Genomic DNA, 18,622 nt, shown 5'->3' with positions numbered 1-18,622 from the left:
GAAGGAATAAACAATGGCACAACGGACTTGGTTTATTACGGGGATTAGCAGCGGCTTTGGCCGGCATATGACCGAGCAGCTTCTGGAGCGGGGCGACCGCGTGGCGGGTACGGTGCGTAAGCTGGACGTGGTGGATGATCTTAAGGAAAAATACGGCGACCTCCTATGGGTGGCTCGCCTTGACGTGACGGACACCCCGGCTATCTATACGGTTGTTAACCAGGCCTTCGATCAATTGGGCACGATCGACGTTGTCGTCAGCAATGCGGGTTACGGCCTTATCGGCGCGGCGGAGGAATTGACGGATGAACAGATTACCCATCAGATTAATACCAACCTTGTTGGTTCCATCCAGCTGGTGCGGGCTTCCTTGCCCCACCTGCGCTCGCAGGGCGGCGGACGAATCATACAGCTCTCTACGGTAGGCGGACAAGCCGCTTTTGCGGGCGGGTCGCTCTATCATGCGACGAAGTGGGGGATCGAGGGCTTTATCGAAGCCGTTATGCAGGAAGTAGCTCCTTTCAATATCGGCATTACAATCGTGGAGCCGGGCGGAGCGCGTACGAACTTTAGGCATCACAGCATAAAGCTTGCCTCAAGAATGGAGGCTTACGATATCTCTCCGGCAGCGCATGCCAGAAGGATCGTAGAGGATAAAACAGCCGTCTCCATCGGCGATCCGGCCAAGATGGCCGCTATTATGATCGACAGCGTTGACCAGCATCCCGCGCCCAAAAGAATCGCCCTTGGCAGCGACTGCTACCAGGTCATTCATCAGGCGCTGACCAGCCGTCTTCAAGAGCTGGAGTCGCAGAAGGAGCTCGCCTTCTCGACTGATTTTCCGAAAGAAAGCTAAGCCAAGGAACTTATCATTGGATAAAACCGCCGTCTACCTGGGCTGCCCCCAGGAGGAGGGCGATTTTTTGCGGCGCCGGATGACGCAGCTTAGAAACGGCCAATGGCAACCAACGCGGCTAGCAGGAAGAAGACAAGGTTGACGCCAAGTTCCCGGTACTCCTTGCGCGCAAGATGGAGTGCCGCTCCAAGCAAGACAACAGCGGCAAGCGCGGCAGCCGCGCTTGGCGTCAAGATTGGCGCGATACCGAGCGCTTCGGGAAGAATAACTCCAATGGCTCCAAGCAGCTCCGCCAGTCCGATAAAGGCGACAAGTCCCTTCGGGAGGTCTTTTACCCAACCCCAGGAGGCCTTGGCTTTTTCGTATTGGAAAGCCTTCAACCACCCCGAGTAAATAAAGCCTAGGGCCGTAAGCCCTTGAATAATCCACAACGCAATATTCATGATTTATAACGTCCTCCTGATCTCTATTAGCTGTCCTGTAAGGTATAATAGACCTGTTAAGCCATAGAAGGAAGTAGGCACTTTATCTAGACAAAGTAAATAAAAAGTTACCTAGCGCAGCATAAGGGGTGGAGAGATCATGAAGCAATATTGCAAGTTCGAATCGGCGCTCGATATATTGATCGGCAAGTGGAAGCCGGTTATTTTGCTCCAGCTTATCGCCAACGGGACAATGCGATTCAGCGAGCTTCTTAAAGCCATACCGGACATTAACAAAAGAATGCTTACCCAACAATTAAGAGAGCTTGAGCACAACGATATCGTTCACCGCGAGGTATATAACCAGGTTCCCCCTAAGGTGGAATATTCCATATCGGAATACGGCCAAGGATTAAGCAAAGTGCTGCAGGTAATGAACGACTGGGGAGAGGCTCATGCCGAGCATATGGAATTACTGCATGGGGCAGATCGTTTAGAGAAGAAGTCCGAGTGATCCGCGTGCAACTGCAACTATCTGTCGATGCCGTAACGCAGTTGAACGACACCGCCGCCCAGCGGCTTGCAGTCCAACAGTTCCACAGGCTTGAATTGGTACCGATCTTTGTCTATGACAAGATTTAACCCTTTACCCTCTAATACAGGCGCCACGTTAAAGATCAATTCGTCTACCAGACCCGAAGCCAGAAACGAATTGTGGATATCCGCCCCACCGCTGACGAGAGCGGTATGATGCCCTCGCTCCTGCAGGTATTCCAAGGCATCTTGCGGCGATTTCGCCACCTTTACCCCGGGGATCTCCGCCGTGTTCCTGGAGATGACCACGATGTCGATTTCGCCGAATGGGCCGGGGTTGCCGCTGCCCCGCATTCCTTCGAAGGTCCGGCGTCCTACAATAAAGTTCCCTGCCGCTCCAGCCTGCGCCGCGAAGTCTTGCAAGGCTTCCTTGGTTGGCGGGTTTTCGGGACTCGATTGCGCGTAATTTCCGTTGGCGCTTAACGTTGCCCATAGAATCGTTTTCATCGTAATACTCCTCCTCTTGTTCTGTTCATAACTCCCCGAATGGATGCCGCTACCCGGTCCGGCCGGTCCTCCTGTACATAATGCGAGGCATCCTCCAGAATTTCGGTTTCATTTAAAGGCAAATAGCGCTGCCATTTGACCATTTGCCCGAGCGGGAAGCCCGCGCTGTCCTTTGTTCCCCATAGAATATGGGCGGGCAAATCGGCCAAGTTCGACAGTTTCGATTCGATACCGGCGAGCCACGCCCGCGCCTTGCGGATCTGTCCCGGAAAGACCCAGGTAGGTATTCTGGATTTCGGGGTAGGGAACGGGTCGGTGTAAGCTTTTCGCAAGCTGTCCGTCACTTTGCCGGTCTGGTAAATCCCGTGTGGCACAATCGCTTTGGCGAAAAAATTGCGGCGTGTCTGAAGCCAATACCCGATTGGCCATCCCCCCATAACAAGCGAGAACAGTTTCATCGGTAAAATGGTCGCCGGCCAGGCCCATGTATTCATCACGACGATCCCGCGAAGGTTCGCGCGGTGCTGTACGGCGTAGTTCAACCCGATTGGACCTCCCCAATCCTGAACGACAAGAACAAAGTCCCGTAGGTCCAAATGGCGAATGAGATATTGAATGGCTTCCGACTGCTCTTGCGGCGTAAACCGATAGCCTTCGGGAGCCGTCGACATGCCAAACCCCGGGTAATCCGGAGCAACGAGACGGTATTCCCCGCGAAGCTCTTTGATCACATTCCTGTACAGGTATGACCAAGTCGGATTGCCGTGCAGCAGAAGAACCGTTGGTCCTTGCCCTTCATCCAGGTAGTGAATGCAGCCGTCACGGTAGGGCAGCCAATGATCGGTAAACGGATACTCTGCAGGATCTAACTTAAAAGGTCTTTTCAACGTTCAGCCTCCTCTTCGAACCCATTTATTAACTTTTTTTCTCTTGCTTGATTCACATCATAAGGGAGGTATGGTACATTTGAAAAGTAGTTACATTAATGTGCAATAGTTTCAAAAAATGAACTATGGGAGGGAAGCAGGATGATGGACCAGTCCTGTCCGGGCACGGTAGAACCGATTCTGGGGATTTTAGATGGCAAATGGATGCTTCTTCTTCTCTTCGAACTGTTTAACGGGACCCGGCGATTTGGAGAATTGCGCCGCAAGCTGGAGCCCATCAGCCCCAAAACCTTAACGGACCGCCTGCGGTTGTTAGAGGAGAAGGGAATTGTCACCCGCACGATTTATCCGGGCGTACCGCTGCATGTCGAATATGAACTGACGGAGAGCGGCCAGGGCCTGAAGCCGATTTTTGAAGCGATGTGGACGTGGACCCAGCAGTATGGCGCCTATTTGGCACAGGAGAAGAAGGAGAGCAGGCAGGCATAAAAAAAGGCTTGCTTTTCCATTTCATATATCTTAAAATTGAGATAATTAAATTAAAGATATATAAATCTCGTACACTTTACATAGAGGAGGCGGGCGAAATGACAGATTTCGTATCCGTAGTAACCGAGAGAAGATCGGCAAACAAATTTATTAAAGGGATTTCGATTGAGGATAAAGAGCTCAATGAGATTTTTGATCTTGTCAAATACGTTCCATCGTCCTTCAACCTGCAGCATGCGCGTTATATTGTCGTGAGGGACGAGGGAATCAAGCAGAAGGTGTATGAAGCGGCGAACAAGCAGTATAAAGTGCAAACCGCTTCGGCCGTTATTCTTGTTCTAGGCCATCTGGATGCGCATCATAATGCGGCGGAGATCAATGAAGGGCTGCTGCATCTCGGCGTTATTAATAAACAAGAGTTTGATCATACCGTCGAGTCCGTTCAGCAGTTCTACGAAGAGCGCGGCGAGGCTTTCAAACGGGATGAGGCCATCCGCAACGCGAATCTATCCGCCATGCTGTTTATGCTCGCAGCCAAAGAGAAAGGCTGGGACACGAGCCCGATGATCGGCTTTGATCCGGATGCCATGATGAAGGCGCTGGACGTGCCGGATCGTTATGTTCCCGCATTGCTCATAGGCATCGGGAAAGAGGATACGTCGAACCGCCGGGTACGAGGCTACCGCAAGCCGGTTGGCGAGTTCGTGAGCTTCGAACGCTTCTAATACACGGTAAGGGCGTCCGCATTTGGACGCCCTTTATTTTTGCTTCAGAACGGTACTCCCGTTGGAGGTAAAATGATAAAGTTGAGCATAGGAGGCGATTCCAGTCTATGCAGAATGAGGAGAAAATTTTCAATACCGCGGTCGAAGCTACTCTTGAAGCGATCGGAGGCAAATGGAAGCCGGTTATTTTGTTCCATCTTACGTTCGGCAAGAAGCGCAATGGAGAATTTCTGCGCCTGATCCCGGACATATCTCAAAAAGTGCTGACGCAGCAGCTGAACGAATTAACGAGGGATGGCATCGTCAACCGCATTTCTTATAATCAAGTGCCTCCGAAGGTCGAATACGAGCTAACGGACTATGGGTGGAGCCTGAAGGATATCCTGCATGCCATGTGCCGGTGGGGCGACGGGTATATCGATAAAAAATACGGCGGCAAAGGCAAGGTTCTGTTCCGGCCGCCGGCGATAAACGAGGGAATCAAGGAATGACCCTGCGCTTGCGGAAGTCTTCGAAGATGTCTATAAACATCTGTTCGGTATCGATGAAATCATGGAAGCCGAAACGGCGCGCTTTCGAGCCGTCCGCAAAGAAGTCGTAATCCCAGGAGAACACGAAATCCCCGAAGCGCCAAGAGGATACGTCTTTGTAGCTGATTTTCCGCAAATCGTATTTATCAATCATGGCATTCCAGAGCGGTTCTTTGTCAGCCATAACGAGCTCGAGCGACATTGGTAACGGAGGGGCGGTCTCAAGGTCGAAATAGGCCGCGATCTTCGGCCAAAGCTCGTTCCACCTAAAGAGGTCGCCGTTTGTAATATTAAAGGCCTGATTGGCGCAGCGCTCGTCGGTAGCCGCCCATACGGTCGCGCGGGCAAGCAGGTTCGCATCGGTCATTTCCAGCAAGCTGTGATAAGCACCTGGCTTTCCCGGGAAACGAAGCGGCAGTCCAAGCTCCTTGGACATAGAAGCGTAGACGGCGATAACCATCGCCAGATTCATGGGATTTCCAAGCCCAAAGCCGCATACGACCGAGGGGCGCAGGGCCGACCAGGTCCAGCTGCTTCCGGGCTGCCGCCGTTCCAGAAATTGCTGCTGATCGACGTTAAATTCGGGCGGCATATGATAGGCGTCCGTCTCGCGCGCCGGCGTCTTGAAGGGACCCAGATGCGCCCCGTACACTTTATAGCCTTGCATGAGGCTGATATGCCGCAGATTCGGCGCGATGGGTTCAATAGCATTGACTGCATTTACGAGCATGGCAAGGTTAGGAGCCACAAGTTCGGCCCATGTAGGCCGGTCCTGATAGGCGGCATAAAAGATATGCGTAACGTCGGTCAATCCGCTCAACCTCTCCCGGGTATCCTTTTCGTCCAGAAGATCAACCGCGATATATCGCACCCGTTCTGAATCCTCTCCGCCGCGGCGCGACACTCCGATAATATCCCAATCGGAAAGCGTACCAAGATGATCAATAAGGTTTCGTCCGATCACGCCGTTCGCCCCAACGACCAGAGCGGTTTTTGATGTGACTGTTGTTTTCATCTCACATTCCTCCTCTGCTTCTGAACACTATTGTGAAACAGAAAGGAGAAGCCGTGAAGTACGCACTTTCAACTCCTATACGCACTTTCAAGTAACGATGAGCAGGGCGCGGGATCGTTATGCCGAAGCCTTCTGCTATCGTTTTATGGTATATTCAAGGAAGACGGCTATGGACTTGGACAACAAACCACTCCAAAGGAAGTGCGAACAATGAATCTAGAAGAGGTCATGCAGGAGCTTGAAGGGCTTGGCAAGGAAAGAACCAAGAAGATTTATATGGGGAACGGCGCGCACGAACCGTTGTTTGGCGTGGCGACAGGCGAGATGAAGCCTATTTTCCGCAAAATCAAACATAATCAGGCGCTGGCTGATCAGCTGTACGCAACGGGCAATTACGATGCGATGTACTTCGCCGGGATCATTGCCGATCCGAAGGCGATGACGGAGGCCGATTTCGAACGGTGGATCGACGGCGCCTATTTCTATATGATCTCCGACTATGTGGTCGCGGTCACCTTATCCGAGACGGATATCGCCCAAAAGGTGTCGGATAAATGGATTGCAAGCGGCGAAGAGCTGAAGATGTCGGCGGGCTGGAGCTGCTACTGCTGGCTGCTTGGCAATCGCAAGGACAGCGAGTTCTCCGAAGACAAAATCGCCGGTATGCTGGAGCTGGTCAAAAATACGATCCACGGTGCTCCCGAGCGGACGAAATATTCGATGAACAATTTCCTGTACACGGTGGCGATATCCTACAAGCCGCTTCATGATAAGGCGGTTGAGATTGCGAATGAAGTAGGTCCCGTAGAGGTCGGCCAAGGCATGAAAAAAAGCAAGTTCATTAACGCTACCGTTAATATTGAGAAGTTTTTGGGAAGAGGGCAGGTAGGCTTCAAACGCAAGTATGTAAGATGTTAGGCTGAGCTTTAGGGGGTATGGAAATGAGTGAAGACAATATCCATGAAACCCAGCCGCAAAGAGAGCAGATTCATCCTCAGTATGTTGACGAGCAGCTTTATCCGCTTCAAAACGTGGAGGGAGGCGGTCCCCTCAGAAAACCCGACCTTAGTACAATGCCTCGTCCCATCAGAGTTATCGGCTTTCTTATCATAACGTCTTCGGTCATTATTGCCGCTTCGGTGATACTGGTCGATCTCTTTCGTTAAATAGTGATAAAGGCATCCGGATTCCGGGTGCCTTTTTTACTGAGGTAAATTGGATTATATTCTCCCCCTTGCGGATACTAGTTCACGGAACTTATGGACATAAGGAGGAAGAACATGATCAAGTTTTGGCTTTCCAGCATCTTGTTAATACTCATTCTGCTTCAAGCGTGCCCCGCTGAGGCTATGCCCGCGGATCCCGCCTTGCTGAAGTCTCTTCAACAAGGCGGCTATATCCTATATGTCAGGCACGGAGACGCAACCGTTGGCACGGACTCGCCAAGCGTCAACCTCGACGACTGCTCAACCCAAAGAAATCTATCGGAAGCCGGCAGAAGCCAGGCTATAAGCTATGGAAATGCCCTTCGCCAATGGCATATCCCCGTTCAGATGCCGATTGCTGCAAGCCCGTTCTGCCGAACGAAGGAGACCGCTGAACTCGCTTTTGGAGCTGGTAATGTCCGTACGGATTCGTTCTGGGTTCAGATCTATCGATTAAGCGGTTCCGCCCCTCCTGCCCAGCAGGAAGCTGTTCTGCAAGCATTATCATCCCAATTAGAGATCCCCCCTGCTCCGGGGACTAACAAGGTTATCGTTGCCCACAGCTTCCCGCCCGGCATTGGATTAGGGGAGATTAAATCATTAGGAACGGTTGTGATTAAGCCAAAAGGCCAAGGCAATGGTTACGACATTGCGGGGCGCTTTGATTTGGATGAGCGGAACTCGCCTTAGCCGTGTTCCGCCGGTCTGATTTCCTGCACTGTCCAAAGGGCAGTTCGGTAATTCCTGTTTTGCTCGGCTGCTTCCTCCAGGTTCACGACAAGCGGGCCTGCTCCGTAGTCCTTCAGAGCAAGGTCCCAGCCGCCTACTGAAAGGGGATGAAGCTTCATTGAGCTTCACGGATACAGTCCCGAATAGCTTGAATGACGAGGTCCGGTTCCGTGAATTGCGGAAAGTGTCCGCTGCGCGCTGCAAGGAGCTGTTTGCCATGCGGGCTTAATTGAACGAGCTGCCGCTGATTGTTCATTCGAATCTCGTAGGCGCGCTCCGGCATCATCGGGGGTCTGCTGGCTCCGGAAATGACAAGAAGCGGCTTGTGCGGGAACGGCCCGGCCTGCTCGATTTGTCTGGCTGTCTCCTTAACAAAATGAACCTCGCCCCACTTCTTTGCTGGGGAAATAGCGTCAAGGCTGCCTAACGCGCGGTTCATATAACGGATAATGGCCGGCTGGGTATCGTTAATTGCCAGATCCAGCGGATGGCTTGATTCGAGCAGGACAACCCCGGCAATGAGGTCGGGGAAGAGGCGTGCAAATAAGTTGGCGTACAAACCGCCAAGGGAATGGCCAACGATTAAATAGGGAGGCGGTACCTTGAGTCCGTCGATCAGCTGCTTCAAAGCCGCAGCGATGGCTGCTCCATGCTGGGGGCCGGTCGGCTTGTCGCTTTTTCCCACTCCCAAACGGTTATAGGCGAGAATCGTGAATTCTTCAGCAAGCTTATGATAAATTTTATGCCAGCCTTCAATTGGGCCGCTTCCCCCATTAAGGAGGATAATAGCGGGCAATGCCGTTTCTTTTACGGATAACGCGTATTCCAGGGCGCCGAGTTTCTTTTTTGCGATTGGTTTCATCTTTTACCTCCGTCATGTGTCATCTACCTTTGCTGATACGAGTTTTTAACCCATTCGTTTCCAGTTCTTTCTTCTTGAGAAAAAAGTGAACTCCTTTGAGCATTTCTTACGTATATGCATTAACGGACAAGAGAAAATTACTTTTACCGATTATGTTCGAAGAGAGGGGAATCCACGTTGGAATCGATTTGGCTGGAATATGCGTGGGCATTGCTAATCCTGATAGGATTGGAGGGCTTGTTATCCGCCGATAACGCACTGGTGCTTGCGGTAATAGCCAAGAATTTACCGGACGATCAGAAGAAAAGAGCGATTAACTACGGAATTATTATGGCATTTGTTTTCCGTTTTGGCGCTCTATTCGCAATCTCTTTTATTGCGAATGTCTGGCAGGTACAGGCGATTGGCGCAGCCTATCTGCTATACCTGGGTTTAAAGCACATCATTCAAGCGCGTTTCGGCAAGAAGAATGAGGATGTTCATAAGGACGAGAAACAAAAGGCGGGCTCGGGCTTCTGGCCTACGGTAAGCAAAATCGCTATCGCGGATCTCGCTTTTGCAATTGACTCCATTCTGGCTGCGGTAGCTCTTGCGCTTGGTTTGCCTGATTCTCCGTTTGGCGAGTTTGGCGGTATGGACGGAGGCAAATTCGCAGTTGTATTGCTTGGCGGTATTGCGGGTCTTATCTTAATTAAATTCGCGGCAACCTGGTTTGTGAAGCTGCTTGCCGACCGCCCGGCACTGGAGACTACGGCGTATGCCATCGTAGCTTGGGTAGGGGTGAAGCTGGCCGTAATTACGCTTGCTCATGAGGACATCGGCGTGCTTGATCATGATTTCCCTCATAGTACGGGTTGGACGCTTGTATTCTACGGCGTGTTGGTTGCCATTGCGCTTCTCGGCTGGTTTGCCCCAGGCAAGAAACCGCAGAAGGTAGAGGCCTCTTAAGAGAAATTTAGCCCTAAATTTCGTAAAATGTCTTCTATTGAGGTAATATAGGAGGTATTGTTCAAAGCATAGAAAGCAGGGTTAAGAATAGATGACGATTTCAAATACGCAGCGCTACCGCTTTAGCGAAGCGCCAATATGGGAAATAAACAGGCAATATTACGAAGAAGAAGGCTTGAGGGCCTGGAACAACGACCAGGTTCCTCAATACATTACGAGCAATCCGATGATCGCGGCGGCTTATGCCGAGATGCTGTTCGGATTTCTTCAGGACAGGGCTAATCGGGGTCATAACCTGGAGCCTGTTCAGATCTTGGAGCTTGGAGCAGGGGCGGGCCGGTTTGCCTTCCATGTGCTGCGTGAGTTAGGTCGGTTAATAGACTACGCGGGAATCGCGGTTCCGCCGTTCCGGTATATCATGACGGACCTTGCGGCGAACAATGTGGAGGCATGGCGGAAGCACCCTGCTCTTCAGTCTTTTATCGAGCGGGGAATGCTCGACTTTGCCCGTTTCGATGCTGTTCAGGACAAGGAAGTCATGCTGACGGTATCCGGAGAAACCATCCGGGAGGGGGATTTGCGGCAGCCTCTCGTCATTGTGGCGAACTATTTCTTTGACAGTATTCCGCAGGAGCTGCTCTATGTGGGAGAAGGCCGGATTTACGAGGCTGACGTACTGGTAGAGTACCCCAAAGACAAGGATTCGCTGAAGCCTTCGGAGCTGCTGGCGCAAATCGCTTTGAGCTATGAGCTGCGGCGCGCGCCGCAGTACGAGGATGCGTCATATCCGTACCGTGACGTCATCGCCGTTTATCAGGAGCAGCTGGAGGACTCGCATATTTTGTTCCCTGAGGCTGCACTGGCTTGCCTGGACCGGCTGAATCGGCTGTCGCAGGCGGGAACCGTCCTGATTACGGCGGATAAAGGGGATCACCTGCTCGAGAACTGGAAGTTTGCCGAGCCGCCGGAGCTTGTCTTTCATGGCAGCTTTTCACTGACGGCCAACTATCATGCCATCGGGGAAGGGTTGGAACGTAGCGGCGCCCTGGTTATGTTCCCTTCCCATCACTATGAGAATATCAATATCGGCTGTATGCTCCGGGTGAATTCACCGCAGGATTACCACCAGACAAGGCTGGCGTACCGGAGGTGCGTGGAGCGTTTCGGACCGGATGACTTTTACAGTCTGAAGTGGTGGATGGACCGTCATATCGACGACATGGAGCTCAGGCAAATCTTGAGTTTCTGGCGACTTGGCGGATACGACGCGGAATTCTTTATCCAGAGCACGAAGCAGATTTCGAGTCTGCTGCCGGATGCCCTGGATGAGGAAAAGGAGGATATTCTGCTCGGAATCGAACGGATGTGGTCTTCGTATTACGTGATGGAGCAGAAGTACGATTTGGCGCTTGAAGCGGGTCTGCTGCTGTTCGAGATGGACATGTATGCCGAGTCCAAGCGCTTCCTGGAGATTTCCGTTGAGGAAGACGAAGAGGAGATTGTATCCACCGTCTTTTATTGTCTGGCTATATGCTGTTTCGAGCTGGAGCTGGAGGATCAGGCTTTGCATTACTTGGGGGAACTGCTTAGGCTTGAGCCCGACCATGAGGAAGCAAGGGCTTTGATGAAAAATTTTGAGCCCGCATAAAAAACGCTTGAACCTTACGTAACGTCATCTATTATGCTTAGGCTACCGGTAAACAGTTAGCGCTAATATTTGAGGGATGAATATACGGAAGGTGGAGTGGATTGTTATGGCTGCTATTCTTGGCGAGAATGAGATTGTTTCGACGCGCGAGTTCGATTTTGCCCGTGAGAGGGTGTTTGAAGCATGGGTGAATCCGGAGCTGCTCAAGCGCTGGTGGGGGCCTAACGGCTTTACGAATACGTTCCATGAATGCGAGATCAAGCCGGGCGGCAATTGGCGGTTTACGATGCATGGCCCAAATGGCGTGGACTACGAGAATCATAACGTCTTCGAGGAAATTGTACCCTTGGAGCGGATTGTTCTTAGGCATACGTCCAATCCCGAGTTCCAGCTGACGGCTATATTCGAGGATCTGGACGGCCGTTCGAGACTGACGTTCCGTCAGCTGTTCAAGGACAAAAAGACGTTTGAGGCGGTTAAGGCTTACGCGGTCGATGGCAATGAGCAAAACTTAGATCGGTTAAGCCTTGTTTTGCTGGAAGGATGAACGGAAACCCGGCGCTTCGGGAGAAGCACGGGTTTCTTTTTTTGATAAATTCCGCCTAAGGACGGCGAAGCCGTTCCGCTTTGCCATCCAGGCATTACAACGTATAATGAGAGACAAGTAGATTTCAGATGAAACGTGAGAGGATGGTTGTCATGTCAGTCGGAATTTTAGCTCATTTGCTTGGAACCTTGCCTTATAAGGAATTGGCGGCCAAGATTGCCGCGAACGGATTTCCGTATGTTCAATTAGCGCTGGCGAAAGCGTTCTCCGATGTGGACTCGCGGCTTGGCAAGCTAAGCCCGGGGCTGGCTCAGGAGGTGGGCGGCGCCTTCGCGGAGAAAGGCGTCCGTATCGCCGTGCTTGGCTGTTACGCGAGTCTGGTCGATCTCGATGACGAGGTATACCGCCATAATGTAGACCGCTTCAAGGAGCATCTGCGGAATGCGCGGCATTTCGGAGCGCCGATTGTGGCGACCGAGGTGGGCGGAGTAACGGATCCGGAGCGCCGCGGCGAGCATATGGACCGGTTAAACCGCGCGCTTGAGGAGCTCGTTGAAGAAGCGGAGCGCTGGGGCGTAACGATTGGGCTGGAGGCGGCCCAAGGACATATGATCGATACGGCTGAAACATTGGCCGAGACGATTGAACGTTTTCCATCCTCTTGCGTTGGCGTTGTCATGGACCCTTGCAATTTGATGAATCCGGCCCGATTCGAGAATCAGGACCATACGGTCCGCGAAGCCTTCCGCCTGCTTGGCCCGCGTATTGTCAGCGCGCATGTGAAGGATTTGAACCGCGCGGCGGACGGTGCATTAATAGAGACCGCAGCCGGTCTTGGCGAGCTGAACTATCCGTTATTCTTCGAGCTGCTGGAGCAGCACAAGCCGTATGGATTTGCCACAATGGAAGCGGTAAACGAGTCGAATATAGCGGAAGCCGCAAGTTTTGTACGGGAAGGCCGGCTGGCTGCTAGACAGCGTTAAAAATCAGATTAGAGGAACACTCCCTTTGCCGGGAGTGTTTTTTTTTATTCCATAACAGGCGAGAGGCTTGCCGCTGCCACGACCAATACATCCTGCACCATCGCATCCTTTTGTCGTTTTTGAGGGCTGCGGCTCCACTGTACGGCGGATCCGAAGATTCCCCAGCTGACAAGAAGCGCGGTAGTCTCCACGATTGTCTGCGGGGCAGAGGAGTCTTCTTTTTTCAGCCAATCGAGGAGAAGCCGGTTTAGCTCTCTTTGCATGGCAACCTCGAACAGAGGCTCAAATTGACTGTCCGCGGGGGTCATATATTGCCGGGTACGGGAAAGGAAGTCAAACACGGATGCGATAAGGGCTTTTAAGCTTAGCATGTCGGATAGAGCGCCGTTTGGCAGCTCGTTCTCCAGCTTTTTCTGGAATTTTTCCCTCATCCAGCTTTCGAGGAACGCGTACTTATCTTCGAAATGGGCGTAAAAGGTGGCACGGTTTACCGTTGCCCGCGTTGCAATATCCTGTACGGATATGGAGTAAATATTTTTCTTTTCCTCGAGAATTTGCATAAAAGACTGCATTAAAAGCTGACGCGTCCGTTTGACGCGGGGATCGTTCACGTTGACAGGCATCTTGCGTTTCCCTCCTTCATTAGGGGTAAACCAACAAAAACAGCTCCGTGTTGCGTAAGCAACCAAAAGGCTTCATTGCTGATTGTTAGGGCTGCCCGGACCGCCTAATATAATGATTACATGTAGTATACACAACGATGTTATTTAAACAACATTGTTGCATTGAATTTTATGGGACGGAGGATGTTTATTATGATTATCGTTACGGGAGCAAGCGGCCAGCTTGGCCGAATGGTGGTAAATCAGCTGCTTGAGCGTGTTCCGGCCGGGCAGATTGGCGTTAGTGTCCGGGATATAAACAAAGTGAAGGAGCTTCAAGAACGGGGGGTCCGCGTCCGCAAGGGGGATTATAACGACGCGGAGAGTCTCGCCCATGCTTTTGAAGGAGCATCCCAGGTGCTTATCGTTTCCTCCAACAGTCTCGGGGAGAAGGCATTCCTGCATCATCGAACGGCAATAGAGGCTGCCCGAAAATCCGGCGTTCAACGTATTCACTATACGAGCCAGATGGGATCCTCAAATGCCTCTTATTTCCCTCCCATGGTAGACCATGCGGCTACGGAGGAGCTGCTGAAAGCTTCGGGTACGGCCTTTACCTCGCTGCGCAACGGCTTTTATGCGGGCTCGGCGCTTATGATGCTCGGAGATGCCGTTCAGACGGGGATACTGGCGGCACCGGAAGACGGGCCGGTAGCTTGGACGGCCCATTCCGACCTGGCCGAAGCTGCGGCTATCGCGATTACCGAGGGAGCCCTGGAGGGGGTTACCCCGGTCCTTACAGCTTCGGAAACCGTCGACCTCGCCGGTATTGCAGCGCTGGCCTCGGAATTAACCGGCCGTCCGATTAACCGGGTTGTCATATCCGATGAGGAGTATAGAACAGGACTTATTGCGCGTGGACTTCCCGAAGAGCGAGCGGATATGTTCGTTGGGCTCTTCCGGGCAAGCCGAAACGGCGAATTCGCGCGTACGGACGATACGCTGGGCCGGCTGCTTGGCAGGGAGCCTGTTGGCATGAAGGAAGTTCTAAGCACTTCGCTTGCAGGCCGCTCTTTATAGTTCATTTTATAAAAAGGCACATTCTTTAACCTGTTCCGCAGGCAGGAGGAATGTGCCTTTTTGGCGTTTGGGCTATTTTACTAACCGAATAATTGCATTCACTTCACGTTCTCATTGCGTCTATAAAAAAAATATCGCATGAATGAAAAATAATTGGGCACTCAGTTGTATTACAAGTGAAAGGAGGTGCTGAGGTGTACAATTCATATGAGCTCAATGAATCTGTGCGACGGGCCTTGGATCTATATTCGCAAAGCATGATCAAGATTGCTTTCGCTTATTTGAAAAATATAGCTGATGCGGAAGAAGTAACGCAGGAGGTATTCCTGACGTATCTGCAGAAGCGTCCTGTCTTCGAGAACAGCGAACACGAAAAAGCATGGTTGATTCGAACAACCATCAATAAAAGCAAAAACATGCTGAAGACCGGCTGGTTCAAAAGCAGAAACCCTGTTCCCGAAGACCTGAGCTACCTCCCCAAGGAAGAAAACGACGTTCTGCAGGCGGTGCTCTCCTTGGACAAGAAGTATCGGATTCCGATCCATCTTCATTATTACGAAGGATATTCGATCCAGGAGATTGCCGTTATCATGCAGGCGAAGGCCGCAACGGTAGGAACCTGGCTGGCCAGAGGACGCGCACTCTTAAAAGATAAGATTGGAGGCCTGGAGAATGAAGAAATCTGTCTATAAGTCCGCGATGTCTCAATTGCGAACCAGCGACGACTTCAAAGAGGCAACCTATCAGAAGTTAATGCTGGAATTAGAGAAGACTTCACATAATCACGCAAATCAAAAGGAGCCGATTAAAATGGAAAAAAGCAAAAAGAAATTGACAGGTTGGACAGTAGGCATCGCAGCAGCAGCAATCTTGGCGGTTGGCGTAATTAGCGTAAACCAAAATCAAAACAGCCCGGCTTCCACGCCAACGAATCAAGGGCAAACGGCTGAAGCAACAACTAAGCCTCCAATCATGGGCAAAGTTGCGGTGAACATCGATGGCGTGATCTCCGAAGTAAGCCAGGATGGCAAAAGCTTCAAAGTAGGCGATCTGTGGGTAGAAGTAACCGACAAAACGCAGCTGGGAAGCAGCGAGCCAACAGCTGCAGCGCCTTCCCAAGAGCTGCTCAATAAAGATTTTAAAGTGGGCGACATCGTATCCGGTTATACTTCCCAGGATGTAAGCACGGGCAAAGTTACGGCTGACGTGATCTACAACCTGATCGCGCCTGCGAAAGAAGATGCAGGCAAGCCTGCTACGACAGGGAAAATGGCCGTTAACATTGACGGCATTATCTCCGAAGTAAGCGCGGACGGCAAAAGCTTCAAGGTTAACGACGTATGGGTAACGGTAACTCCGGACACCATCATGGGGATTACGGAGCCAACAGCCGGCGAACAATCCGACGAACTGCTGCAAAAAGAATTCAAAGTGGGCAACGCGGTATCCGGCTTTACAACGGAAGATCTGAGCTCCGGCAAAGTAAATGCGACTCGCATTTACAACAACTTTGCTCCGCAAAAATAATAGCGAGTCCGGGAAGAGGCGCCTGTTTGCAGGTGCCTCTTTTTTTTGAATGCTAAGGGTTTACGTTTTTTCACGTGAAACAATGGCAAGGCGGATTGCTAACTGAGGACCGATCGGCCGGCTGCGGATAAATCGGCATATCCTCCTGGATGACCACTTCTTTAAGCCTAGTTACACGGGCGCAATTAGGTACTTTAGCCCCGCATATAAACTTGGAAAATTAATCTATAATGAAGGAAACATTTTTCGATATTAATCGACATATTTTCTCAGAAAAGGTGAGTTGATCTATGTTTTCTCCTTTCCAAAAGAAGAAAGAGCAGCAGCAATCGCGAGAGGATCTTGGGATAAGGAGGGACGTAGAGGAGACTCAGGAGGAAGTGTCCTCAGGCCTAGCCAAAGCGGAACCGAGCGAAGAGTCTTCCGGCGCCGTTCTCATTAATAAGGGCCACTTGGACAAGCGGTCGCTTGATCTCGTATTCGCCGTTGAGCAGATGATTAAGGCCAAACAGCATGTCGAAATGAGCCATAACGACCTGCAGGACCGGCTTGGGCATGCAAACGGCCAGATAGACAGGCTGAACAGAGATTTGAAGAACCTCGGCAAGGTGATCGAGGAGCGGGAAAAAAGCATTCTGGATCTGGAAAAGCGGTTAAGCGACAAGAATCTGAAGGTTGATCAGATGATGGACGACTACCGTGAGCTTCATGCCGCCTTATCCGGCGAAATTGAGGAGCTGAAGAGCGTTATCGAGCTTGAGCGCCAGAACTATGCCGGCTTGCTGCAGAAGCACAATGAAACAACCGCGGACAAGAACAAGAAGATTAACGAGCTGGAGGAGAAGAATACGCGGCTGGAAGCCGAGCTCTCCCAGATGAAGCAGAAATTTGATGCCCTCCGTCAGGAGAAGACGCATCTTCTTAACATTGTAAACGACTTTACGAACCGGCTGACGTCTCCGTTTGCGCCAAACACAGGCTCTATCGATGGTGGTTCATCCGATTAAAGTCATGCCGGGAACGGGAGAAGAAGGACGATATGGGGATGGAGACATACAGCACGCAGGTGATGGAGCTGCTGTCTCTTGGGAGGACCTCCAGCGGTATTAGCCAGATGAAGATCGGCGTCACCCAAGACGACAAGTATGCAACCTGCGTAATCGAAATTGACGAGTTTACGTTTCTTGAACTTGAAGCACTGGGGCCATTGCATGGGGACAGGATTCGAATCTCTCCCTACTCCAAGTGGGATCCTTACCGCAATTCGCATTACAGCTCTTTTATCCGGACGACGGGCAGTACCCGCGTTCCGTTATATTTTGCTTGCAGCGAGGCCTATATCGCGTTGATTAAACAAATCCGCCAAGGGGAGCTTCCGCCCGTATCGCCGGCAAAGGAAGAGCAAGTGGTCCAAGCGATATTGATGCCCGTGCCCAACCGGCCGGATCCGAGAAACGGCTTCGTTTCCCGCCTGTCGAAGATTGCGGTTGCCATTCTTATCATGATTGGTCTGCTGGCCATACTCTCTGTCGCTACCGGAGGCAAGGTGGATTCCGCGCGCTTGCTTGGCGGTCAAGTAGCGAAGGCCGAGGTGACAAAAAGCGATTCCGGCTTGCCGGTTGCCCATGCTTCATCCTCGGTGAGCGATGCGGCCGTCACTCAGGACGCTGCGGCTGTAGTAAAGGCTGATCAGCCTGTTGCGGTGCACAACGCGGTACGGACGGAGTCTCATGAGGAGAAGCCGGCCTTCAAAATCATCGATATCGACGATGACAAGAAGTTTTTTGGCTTGCCCAAGGAGTACGTCGCTTTAACCTTTGACGACGGGCCGTCCAAGCTGACGAAGGATATCGTTGATATCCTGACGGAGCAGAACGTGCCGGCAACCTTCCTGTTTGTCGGGCAGAATGTGGCTCATTATAAAGAAGCGGTCACTTACGCAGCCGGGCATGGCATGTCCATCGGCAACCACTCCTGGGATCATAGCGTGCTTACCAAATCCGATGCGCAGGAGCAGAGCGAGAATTTGTCCAAAGTAAATATTGCGATTGAAGCGCTGACCCATAAGCCGGTTACGTTATTCCGTCCGCCGTATGGAGCGGTCAATGACGAATTGGTCGCCTCAGCCGGTAAGCAGCATATGAAGACCTTGCTGTGGAACCGGGATCCGGAGGATTGGAATGCGAAGACGCCGGAGGATATTACCCGGTACTTCCATCATGTTGAAGCCGCTGGCGGCATCTATGTTCTGCATGAAGACAAACACACGGTAGAAGCGCTCCCCGATATCATAAAATATTTAAAAGGCAAGAATTTAACGTTTGTTGCCTTCAAGTAGTCGCAGTAATCGTAACCTTGCTTATATGGTTCGCAGCGAAGCACCCGTTTGGGTGCTTTTTTGTGTTTTTATTCAAAAAATATTTTCTGCTGAATGAGAACGGCAGGTTTCAGTCTTTAAGCGAAGAAAGATTTAACCTTAAACAGAGTCGAATTCGCAAGCTGCCATTCGTTGATTCTATAGAGCCC

General features: G+C 51.5%; 24 protein-coding genes. 17 read left to right on the top strand and 7 right to left on the bottom strand.

The window, feature by feature from the left end:
* Window positions 1-13 precede the first annotated feature (13 nt).
* Window positions 14-856 (top strand): SDR family oxidoreductase, encoded by an 843-nt coding sequence (locus tag FHT67_RS23890; protein WP_132308199.1) that lies wholly within the window; start codon window positions 14-16, stop codon window positions 854-856.
* 89 nt (window positions 857-945) lie between these two features.
* On the opposite strand, the gene FHT67_RS23885 is transcribed toward FHT67_RS23890, so the two are convergent.
* Complete coding sequence (locus FHT67_RS23885; RefSeq protein WP_167201545.1) at window positions 946-1,299, bottom strand: DoxX family protein; 354 nt, start codon at window positions 1,297-1,299, stop codon at window positions 946-948.
* Between the two features lie 139 nt (window positions 1,300-1,438).
* On the opposite strand from FHT67_RS23885, the gene FHT67_RS23880 reads away from it, so the two are divergent.
* Complete coding sequence (locus FHT67_RS23880; RefSeq protein ID WP_132308203.1) at window positions 1,439-1,792, top strand: winged helix-turn-helix transcriptional regulator; 354 nt, start codon at window positions 1,439-1,441, stop codon at window positions 1,790-1,792.
* A 17-nt stretch (window positions 1,793-1,809) separates the two neighbouring features.
* On the opposite strand, the gene FHT67_RS23875 is transcribed toward FHT67_RS23880, so the two are convergent.
* Together FHT67_RS23875 and FHT67_RS23870 are read right to left on the bottom strand one after the other, a co-directional pair.
* The gene (locus FHT67_RS23875) at window positions 1,810-2,319 is read right to left on the bottom strand and encodes a dihydrofolate reductase family protein (protein WP_167201544.1); all 510 of its coding nucleotides are present in this window, start codon (window positions 2,317-2,319) and stop codon (window positions 1,810-1,812) included.
* Window positions 2,316-3,206 (bottom strand): alpha/beta fold hydrolase, encoded by an 891-nt coding sequence (locus tag FHT67_RS23870; protein ID WP_132308207.1) that lies wholly within the window; start codon window positions 3,204-3,206, stop codon window positions 2,316-2,318. The genes FHT67_RS23875 and FHT67_RS23870 overlap by 4 nt, the downstream gene beginning before the upstream one ends.
* Before the next feature lie 141 nt (window positions 3,207-3,347).
* Here FHT67_RS23870 and FHT67_RS23865 point away from each other — a divergent pair, with 141 nt between their 5' ends.
* The 3 genes from FHT67_RS23865 (at window position 3,348) to FHT67_RS23855 (ending at window position 4,911) form a co-directional block, all read left to right on the top strand.
* Complete coding sequence (locus FHT67_RS23865) at window positions 3,348-3,695, top strand: winged helix-turn-helix transcriptional regulator (protein ID WP_132308209.1); 348 nt, start codon at window positions 3,348-3,350, stop codon at window positions 3,693-3,695.
* Between the two features lie 98 nt (window positions 3,696-3,793).
* Window positions 3,794-4,420, top strand: a complete 627-nt coding sequence (locus FHT67_RS23860) for a nitroreductase family protein (protein ID WP_132308211.1) — start codon at window positions 3,794-3,796, stop codon at window positions 4,418-4,420.
* A gap of 107 nt (window positions 4,421-4,527) precedes the next feature.
* Window positions 4,528-4,911, top strand: a complete 384-nt coding sequence (locus FHT67_RS23855; RefSeq protein ID WP_167201543.1) for a winged helix-turn-helix transcriptional regulator — start codon at window positions 4,528-4,530, stop codon at window positions 4,909-4,911.
* Here FHT67_RS23855 and FHT67_RS23850 read toward each other — a convergent pair.
* The gene (locus FHT67_RS23850) at window positions 4,901-5,965 is read right to left on the bottom strand and encodes an SDR family oxidoreductase (RefSeq protein WP_167201542.1); all 1,065 of its coding nucleotides are present in this window, start codon (window positions 5,963-5,965) and stop codon (window positions 4,901-4,903) included. The genes FHT67_RS23855 and FHT67_RS23850 overlap by 11 nt on opposite strands.
* A gap of 210 nt (window positions 5,966-6,175) precedes the next feature.
* On the opposite strand from FHT67_RS23850, the gene FHT67_RS23845 reads away from it, so the two are divergent.
* The 3 genes from FHT67_RS23845 (at window position 6,176) to FHT67_RS23835 (ending at window position 7,860) form a co-directional block, all read left to right on the top strand.
* On the top strand, window positions 6,176-6,883 hold the full coding sequence (locus FHT67_RS23845) for a DNA alkylation repair protein (RefSeq protein WP_167201541.1): 708 nt from the start codon (window positions 6,176-6,178) through the stop codon (window positions 6,881-6,883).
* A gap of 23 nt (window positions 6,884-6,906) precedes the next feature.
* A complete protein-coding gene (locus FHT67_RS23840) occupies window positions 6,907-7,131 on the top strand; it encodes a hypothetical protein (RefSeq protein WP_167201540.1) in 225 nt (74 codons plus the stop codon).
* 114 nt (window positions 7,132-7,245) lie between these two features.
* Window positions 7,246-7,860 carry a histidine phosphatase family protein gene (locus FHT67_RS23835; RefSeq protein ID WP_167201539.1) on the top strand — a complete coding sequence of 205 codons (615 nt, stop codon included), beginning with the start codon at window positions 7,246-7,248 and terminating at the stop codon, window positions 7,858-7,860.
* Here FHT67_RS23835 and FHT67_RS30700 read toward each other — a convergent pair.
* Window positions 7,857-8,018 (bottom strand): hypothetical protein, encoded by a 162-nt coding sequence (locus FHT67_RS30700; RefSeq protein ID WP_481856728.1) that lies wholly within the window; start codon window positions 8,016-8,018, stop codon window positions 7,857-7,859. The two genes, FHT67_RS23835 and FHT67_RS30700, sit on opposite strands and share 4 nt — an antisense overlap.
* Window positions 8,015-8,761 (bottom strand): alpha/beta fold hydrolase, encoded by a 747-nt coding sequence (locus FHT67_RS23830; protein WP_167201538.1) that lies wholly within the window; start codon window positions 8,759-8,761, stop codon window positions 8,015-8,017. The genes FHT67_RS30700 and FHT67_RS23830 overlap by 4 nt, the downstream gene beginning before the upstream one ends.
* Window positions 8,762-8,938: 177 nt before the next feature.
* Between FHT67_RS23830 and FHT67_RS23825 the strand changes: the two genes are divergently transcribed.
* The 4 genes from FHT67_RS23825 (at window position 8,939) to FHT67_RS23810 (ending at window position 12,887) form a co-directional block, all read left to right on the top strand.
* On the top strand, window positions 8,939-9,709 hold the full coding sequence (locus tag FHT67_RS23825; RefSeq protein ID WP_167201537.1) for a TerC family protein: 771 nt from the start codon (window positions 8,939-8,941) through the stop codon (window positions 9,707-9,709).
* A gap of 91 nt (window positions 9,710-9,800) precedes the next feature.
* The gene (locus tag FHT67_RS23820; RefSeq protein ID WP_167201536.1) at window positions 9,801-11,357 is read left to right on the top strand and encodes an SAM-dependent methyltransferase; all 1,557 of its coding nucleotides are present in this window, start codon (window positions 9,801-9,803) and stop codon (window positions 11,355-11,357) included.
* A 106-nt stretch (window positions 11,358-11,463) separates the two neighbouring features.
* The gene (locus FHT67_RS23815) at window positions 11,464-11,904 is read left to right on the top strand and encodes an SRPBCC family protein (protein ID WP_167201535.1); all 441 of its coding nucleotides are present in this window, start codon (window positions 11,464-11,466) and stop codon (window positions 11,902-11,904) included.
* Window positions 11,905-12,056: 152 nt separating this feature from the next.
* Window positions 12,057-12,887: a sugar phosphate isomerase/epimerase family protein gene (locus FHT67_RS23810; protein ID WP_167201534.1), complete on the top strand. Its 831-nt coding sequence runs from the start codon at window positions 12,057-12,059 to the stop codon at window positions 12,885-12,887.
* Between the two features lie 44 nt (window positions 12,888-12,931).
* Here the strand turns inward: FHT67_RS23810 and FHT67_RS23805 are convergent, their stop codons facing one another.
* Window positions 12,932-13,510: a TetR/AcrR family transcriptional regulator gene (locus FHT67_RS23805; RefSeq protein ID WP_167201533.1), complete on the bottom strand. Its 579-nt coding sequence runs from the start codon at window positions 13,508-13,510 to the stop codon at window positions 12,932-12,934.
* A gap of 192 nt (window positions 13,511-13,702) precedes the next feature.
* Here FHT67_RS23805 and FHT67_RS23800 point away from each other — a divergent pair, with 192 nt between their 5' ends.
* The 5 genes from FHT67_RS23800 (at window position 13,703) to FHT67_RS23780 (ending at window position 18,434) form a co-directional block, all read left to right on the top strand.
* Window positions 13,703-14,569, top strand: a complete 867-nt coding sequence (locus FHT67_RS23800; RefSeq protein WP_167201532.1) for an SDR family oxidoreductase — start codon at window positions 13,703-13,705, stop codon at window positions 14,567-14,569.
* A gap of 194 nt (window positions 14,570-14,763) precedes the next feature.
* Window positions 14,764-15,261, top strand: a complete 498-nt coding sequence (locus FHT67_RS23795; RefSeq protein ID WP_127494802.1) for an RNA polymerase sigma factor — start codon at window positions 14,764-14,766, stop codon at window positions 15,259-15,261.
* A 118-nt stretch (window positions 15,262-15,379) separates the two neighbouring features.
* Window positions 15,380-16,096: a Ros/MucR family transcriptional regulator gene (locus FHT67_RS23790; protein ID WP_132308235.1), complete on the top strand. Its 717-nt coding sequence runs from the start codon at window positions 15,380-15,382 to the stop codon at window positions 16,094-16,096.
* Window positions 16,097-16,476: 380 nt separating this feature from the next.
* A complete protein-coding gene (locus tag FHT67_RS23785) occupies window positions 16,477-17,103 on the top strand; it encodes a hypothetical protein (protein ID WP_243711678.1) in 627 nt (208 codons plus the stop codon).
* Between the two features lie 32 nt (window positions 17,104-17,135).
* Window positions 17,136-18,434 (top strand): polysaccharide deacetylase family protein, encoded by a 1,299-nt coding sequence (locus tag FHT67_RS23780; protein ID WP_167201531.1) that lies wholly within the window; start codon window positions 17,136-17,138, stop codon window positions 18,432-18,434.
* The last annotated feature ends 188 nt before the right edge of the window (window positions 18,435-18,622 follow it).

The organism is Paenibacillus sp. BK720 (assembly GCF_011761545.1).
In the GTDB taxonomy this organism is placed as follows: domain Bacteria; phylum Bacillota; class Bacilli; order Paenibacillales; family Paenibacillaceae; genus Pristimantibacillus.
The sequence above is the reverse complement of the archived record's forward strand: the minus strand, read 5'-3'. Positions and strand labels throughout refer to the sequence as shown.

Coding starts and splice junctions, on each gene's coding strand:
- FHT67_RS23890 (WP_132308199.1), top strand. CDS start 14: ATGGCACAACGGACTTGGTTTATTACGGGGATTAGCAGCGGCTTTGGC.
- FHT67_RS23885 (WP_167201545.1), bottom strand. CDS start 1,299: ATGAATATTGCGTTGTGGATTATTCAAGGGCTTACGGCCCTAGGCTTT.
- FHT67_RS23880 (WP_132308203.1), top strand. CDS start 1,439: ATGAAGCAATATTGCAAGTTCGAATCGGCGCTCGATATATTGATCGGC.
- FHT67_RS23875 (WP_167201544.1), bottom strand. CDS start 2,319: ATGAAAACGATTCTATGGGCAACGTTAAGCGCCAACGGAAATTACGCG.
- FHT67_RS23865 (WP_132308209.1), top strand. CDS start 3,348: ATGATGGACCAGTCCTGTCCGGGCACGGTAGAACCGATTCTGGGGATT.
- FHT67_RS23860 (WP_132308211.1), top strand. CDS start 3,794: ATGACAGATTTCGTATCCGTAGTAACCGAGAGAAGATCGGCAAACAAA.
- FHT67_RS23855 (WP_167201543.1), top strand. CDS start 4,528: ATGCAGAATGAGGAGAAAATTTTCAATACCGCGGTCGAAGCTACTCTT.
- FHT67_RS23850 (WP_167201542.1), bottom strand. CDS start 5,965: ATGAAAACAACAGTCACATCAAAAACCGCTCTGGTCGTTGGGGCGAAC.
- FHT67_RS23845 (WP_167201541.1), top strand. CDS start 6,176: ATGAATCTAGAAGAGGTCATGCAGGAGCTTGAAGGGCTTGGCAAGGAA.
- FHT67_RS23840 (WP_167201540.1), top strand. CDS start 6,907: ATGAGTGAAGACAATATCCATGAAACCCAGCCGCAAAGAGAGCAGATT.
- FHT67_RS23835 (WP_167201539.1), top strand. CDS start 7,246: ATGATCAAGTTTTGGCTTTCCAGCATCTTGTTAATACTCATTCTGCTT.
- FHT67_RS30700 (WP_481856728.1), bottom strand. CDS start 8,018: ATGAAGCTTCATCCCCTTTCAGTAGGCGGCTGGGACCTTGCTCTGAAG.
- FHT67_RS23830 (WP_167201538.1), bottom strand. CDS start 8,761: ATGAAACCAATCGCAAAAAAGAAACTCGGCGCCCTGGAATACGCGTTA.
- FHT67_RS23820 (WP_167201536.1), top strand. CDS start 9,801: ATGACGATTTCAAATACGCAGCGCTACCGCTTTAGCGAAGCGCCAATA.
- FHT67_RS23815 (WP_167201535.1), top strand. CDS start 11,464: ATGGCTGCTATTCTTGGCGAGAATGAGATTGTTTCGACGCGCGAGTTC.
- FHT67_RS23810 (WP_167201534.1), top strand. CDS start 12,057: ATGTCAGTCGGAATTTTAGCTCATTTGCTTGGAACCTTGCCTTATAAG.
- FHT67_RS23805 (WP_167201533.1), bottom strand. CDS start 13,510: ATGCCTGTCAACGTGAACGATCCCCGCGTCAAACGGACGCGTCAGCTT.
- FHT67_RS23800 (WP_167201532.1), top strand. CDS start 13,703: ATGATTATCGTTACGGGAGCAAGCGGCCAGCTTGGCCGAATGGTGGTA.
- FHT67_RS23790 (WP_132308235.1), top strand. CDS start 15,380: ATGGAAAAAAGCAAAAAGAAATTGACAGGTTGGACAGTAGGCATCGCA.
- FHT67_RS23780 (WP_167201531.1), top strand. CDS start 17,136: ATGGGGATGGAGACATACAGCACGCAGGTGATGGAGCTGCTGTCTCTT.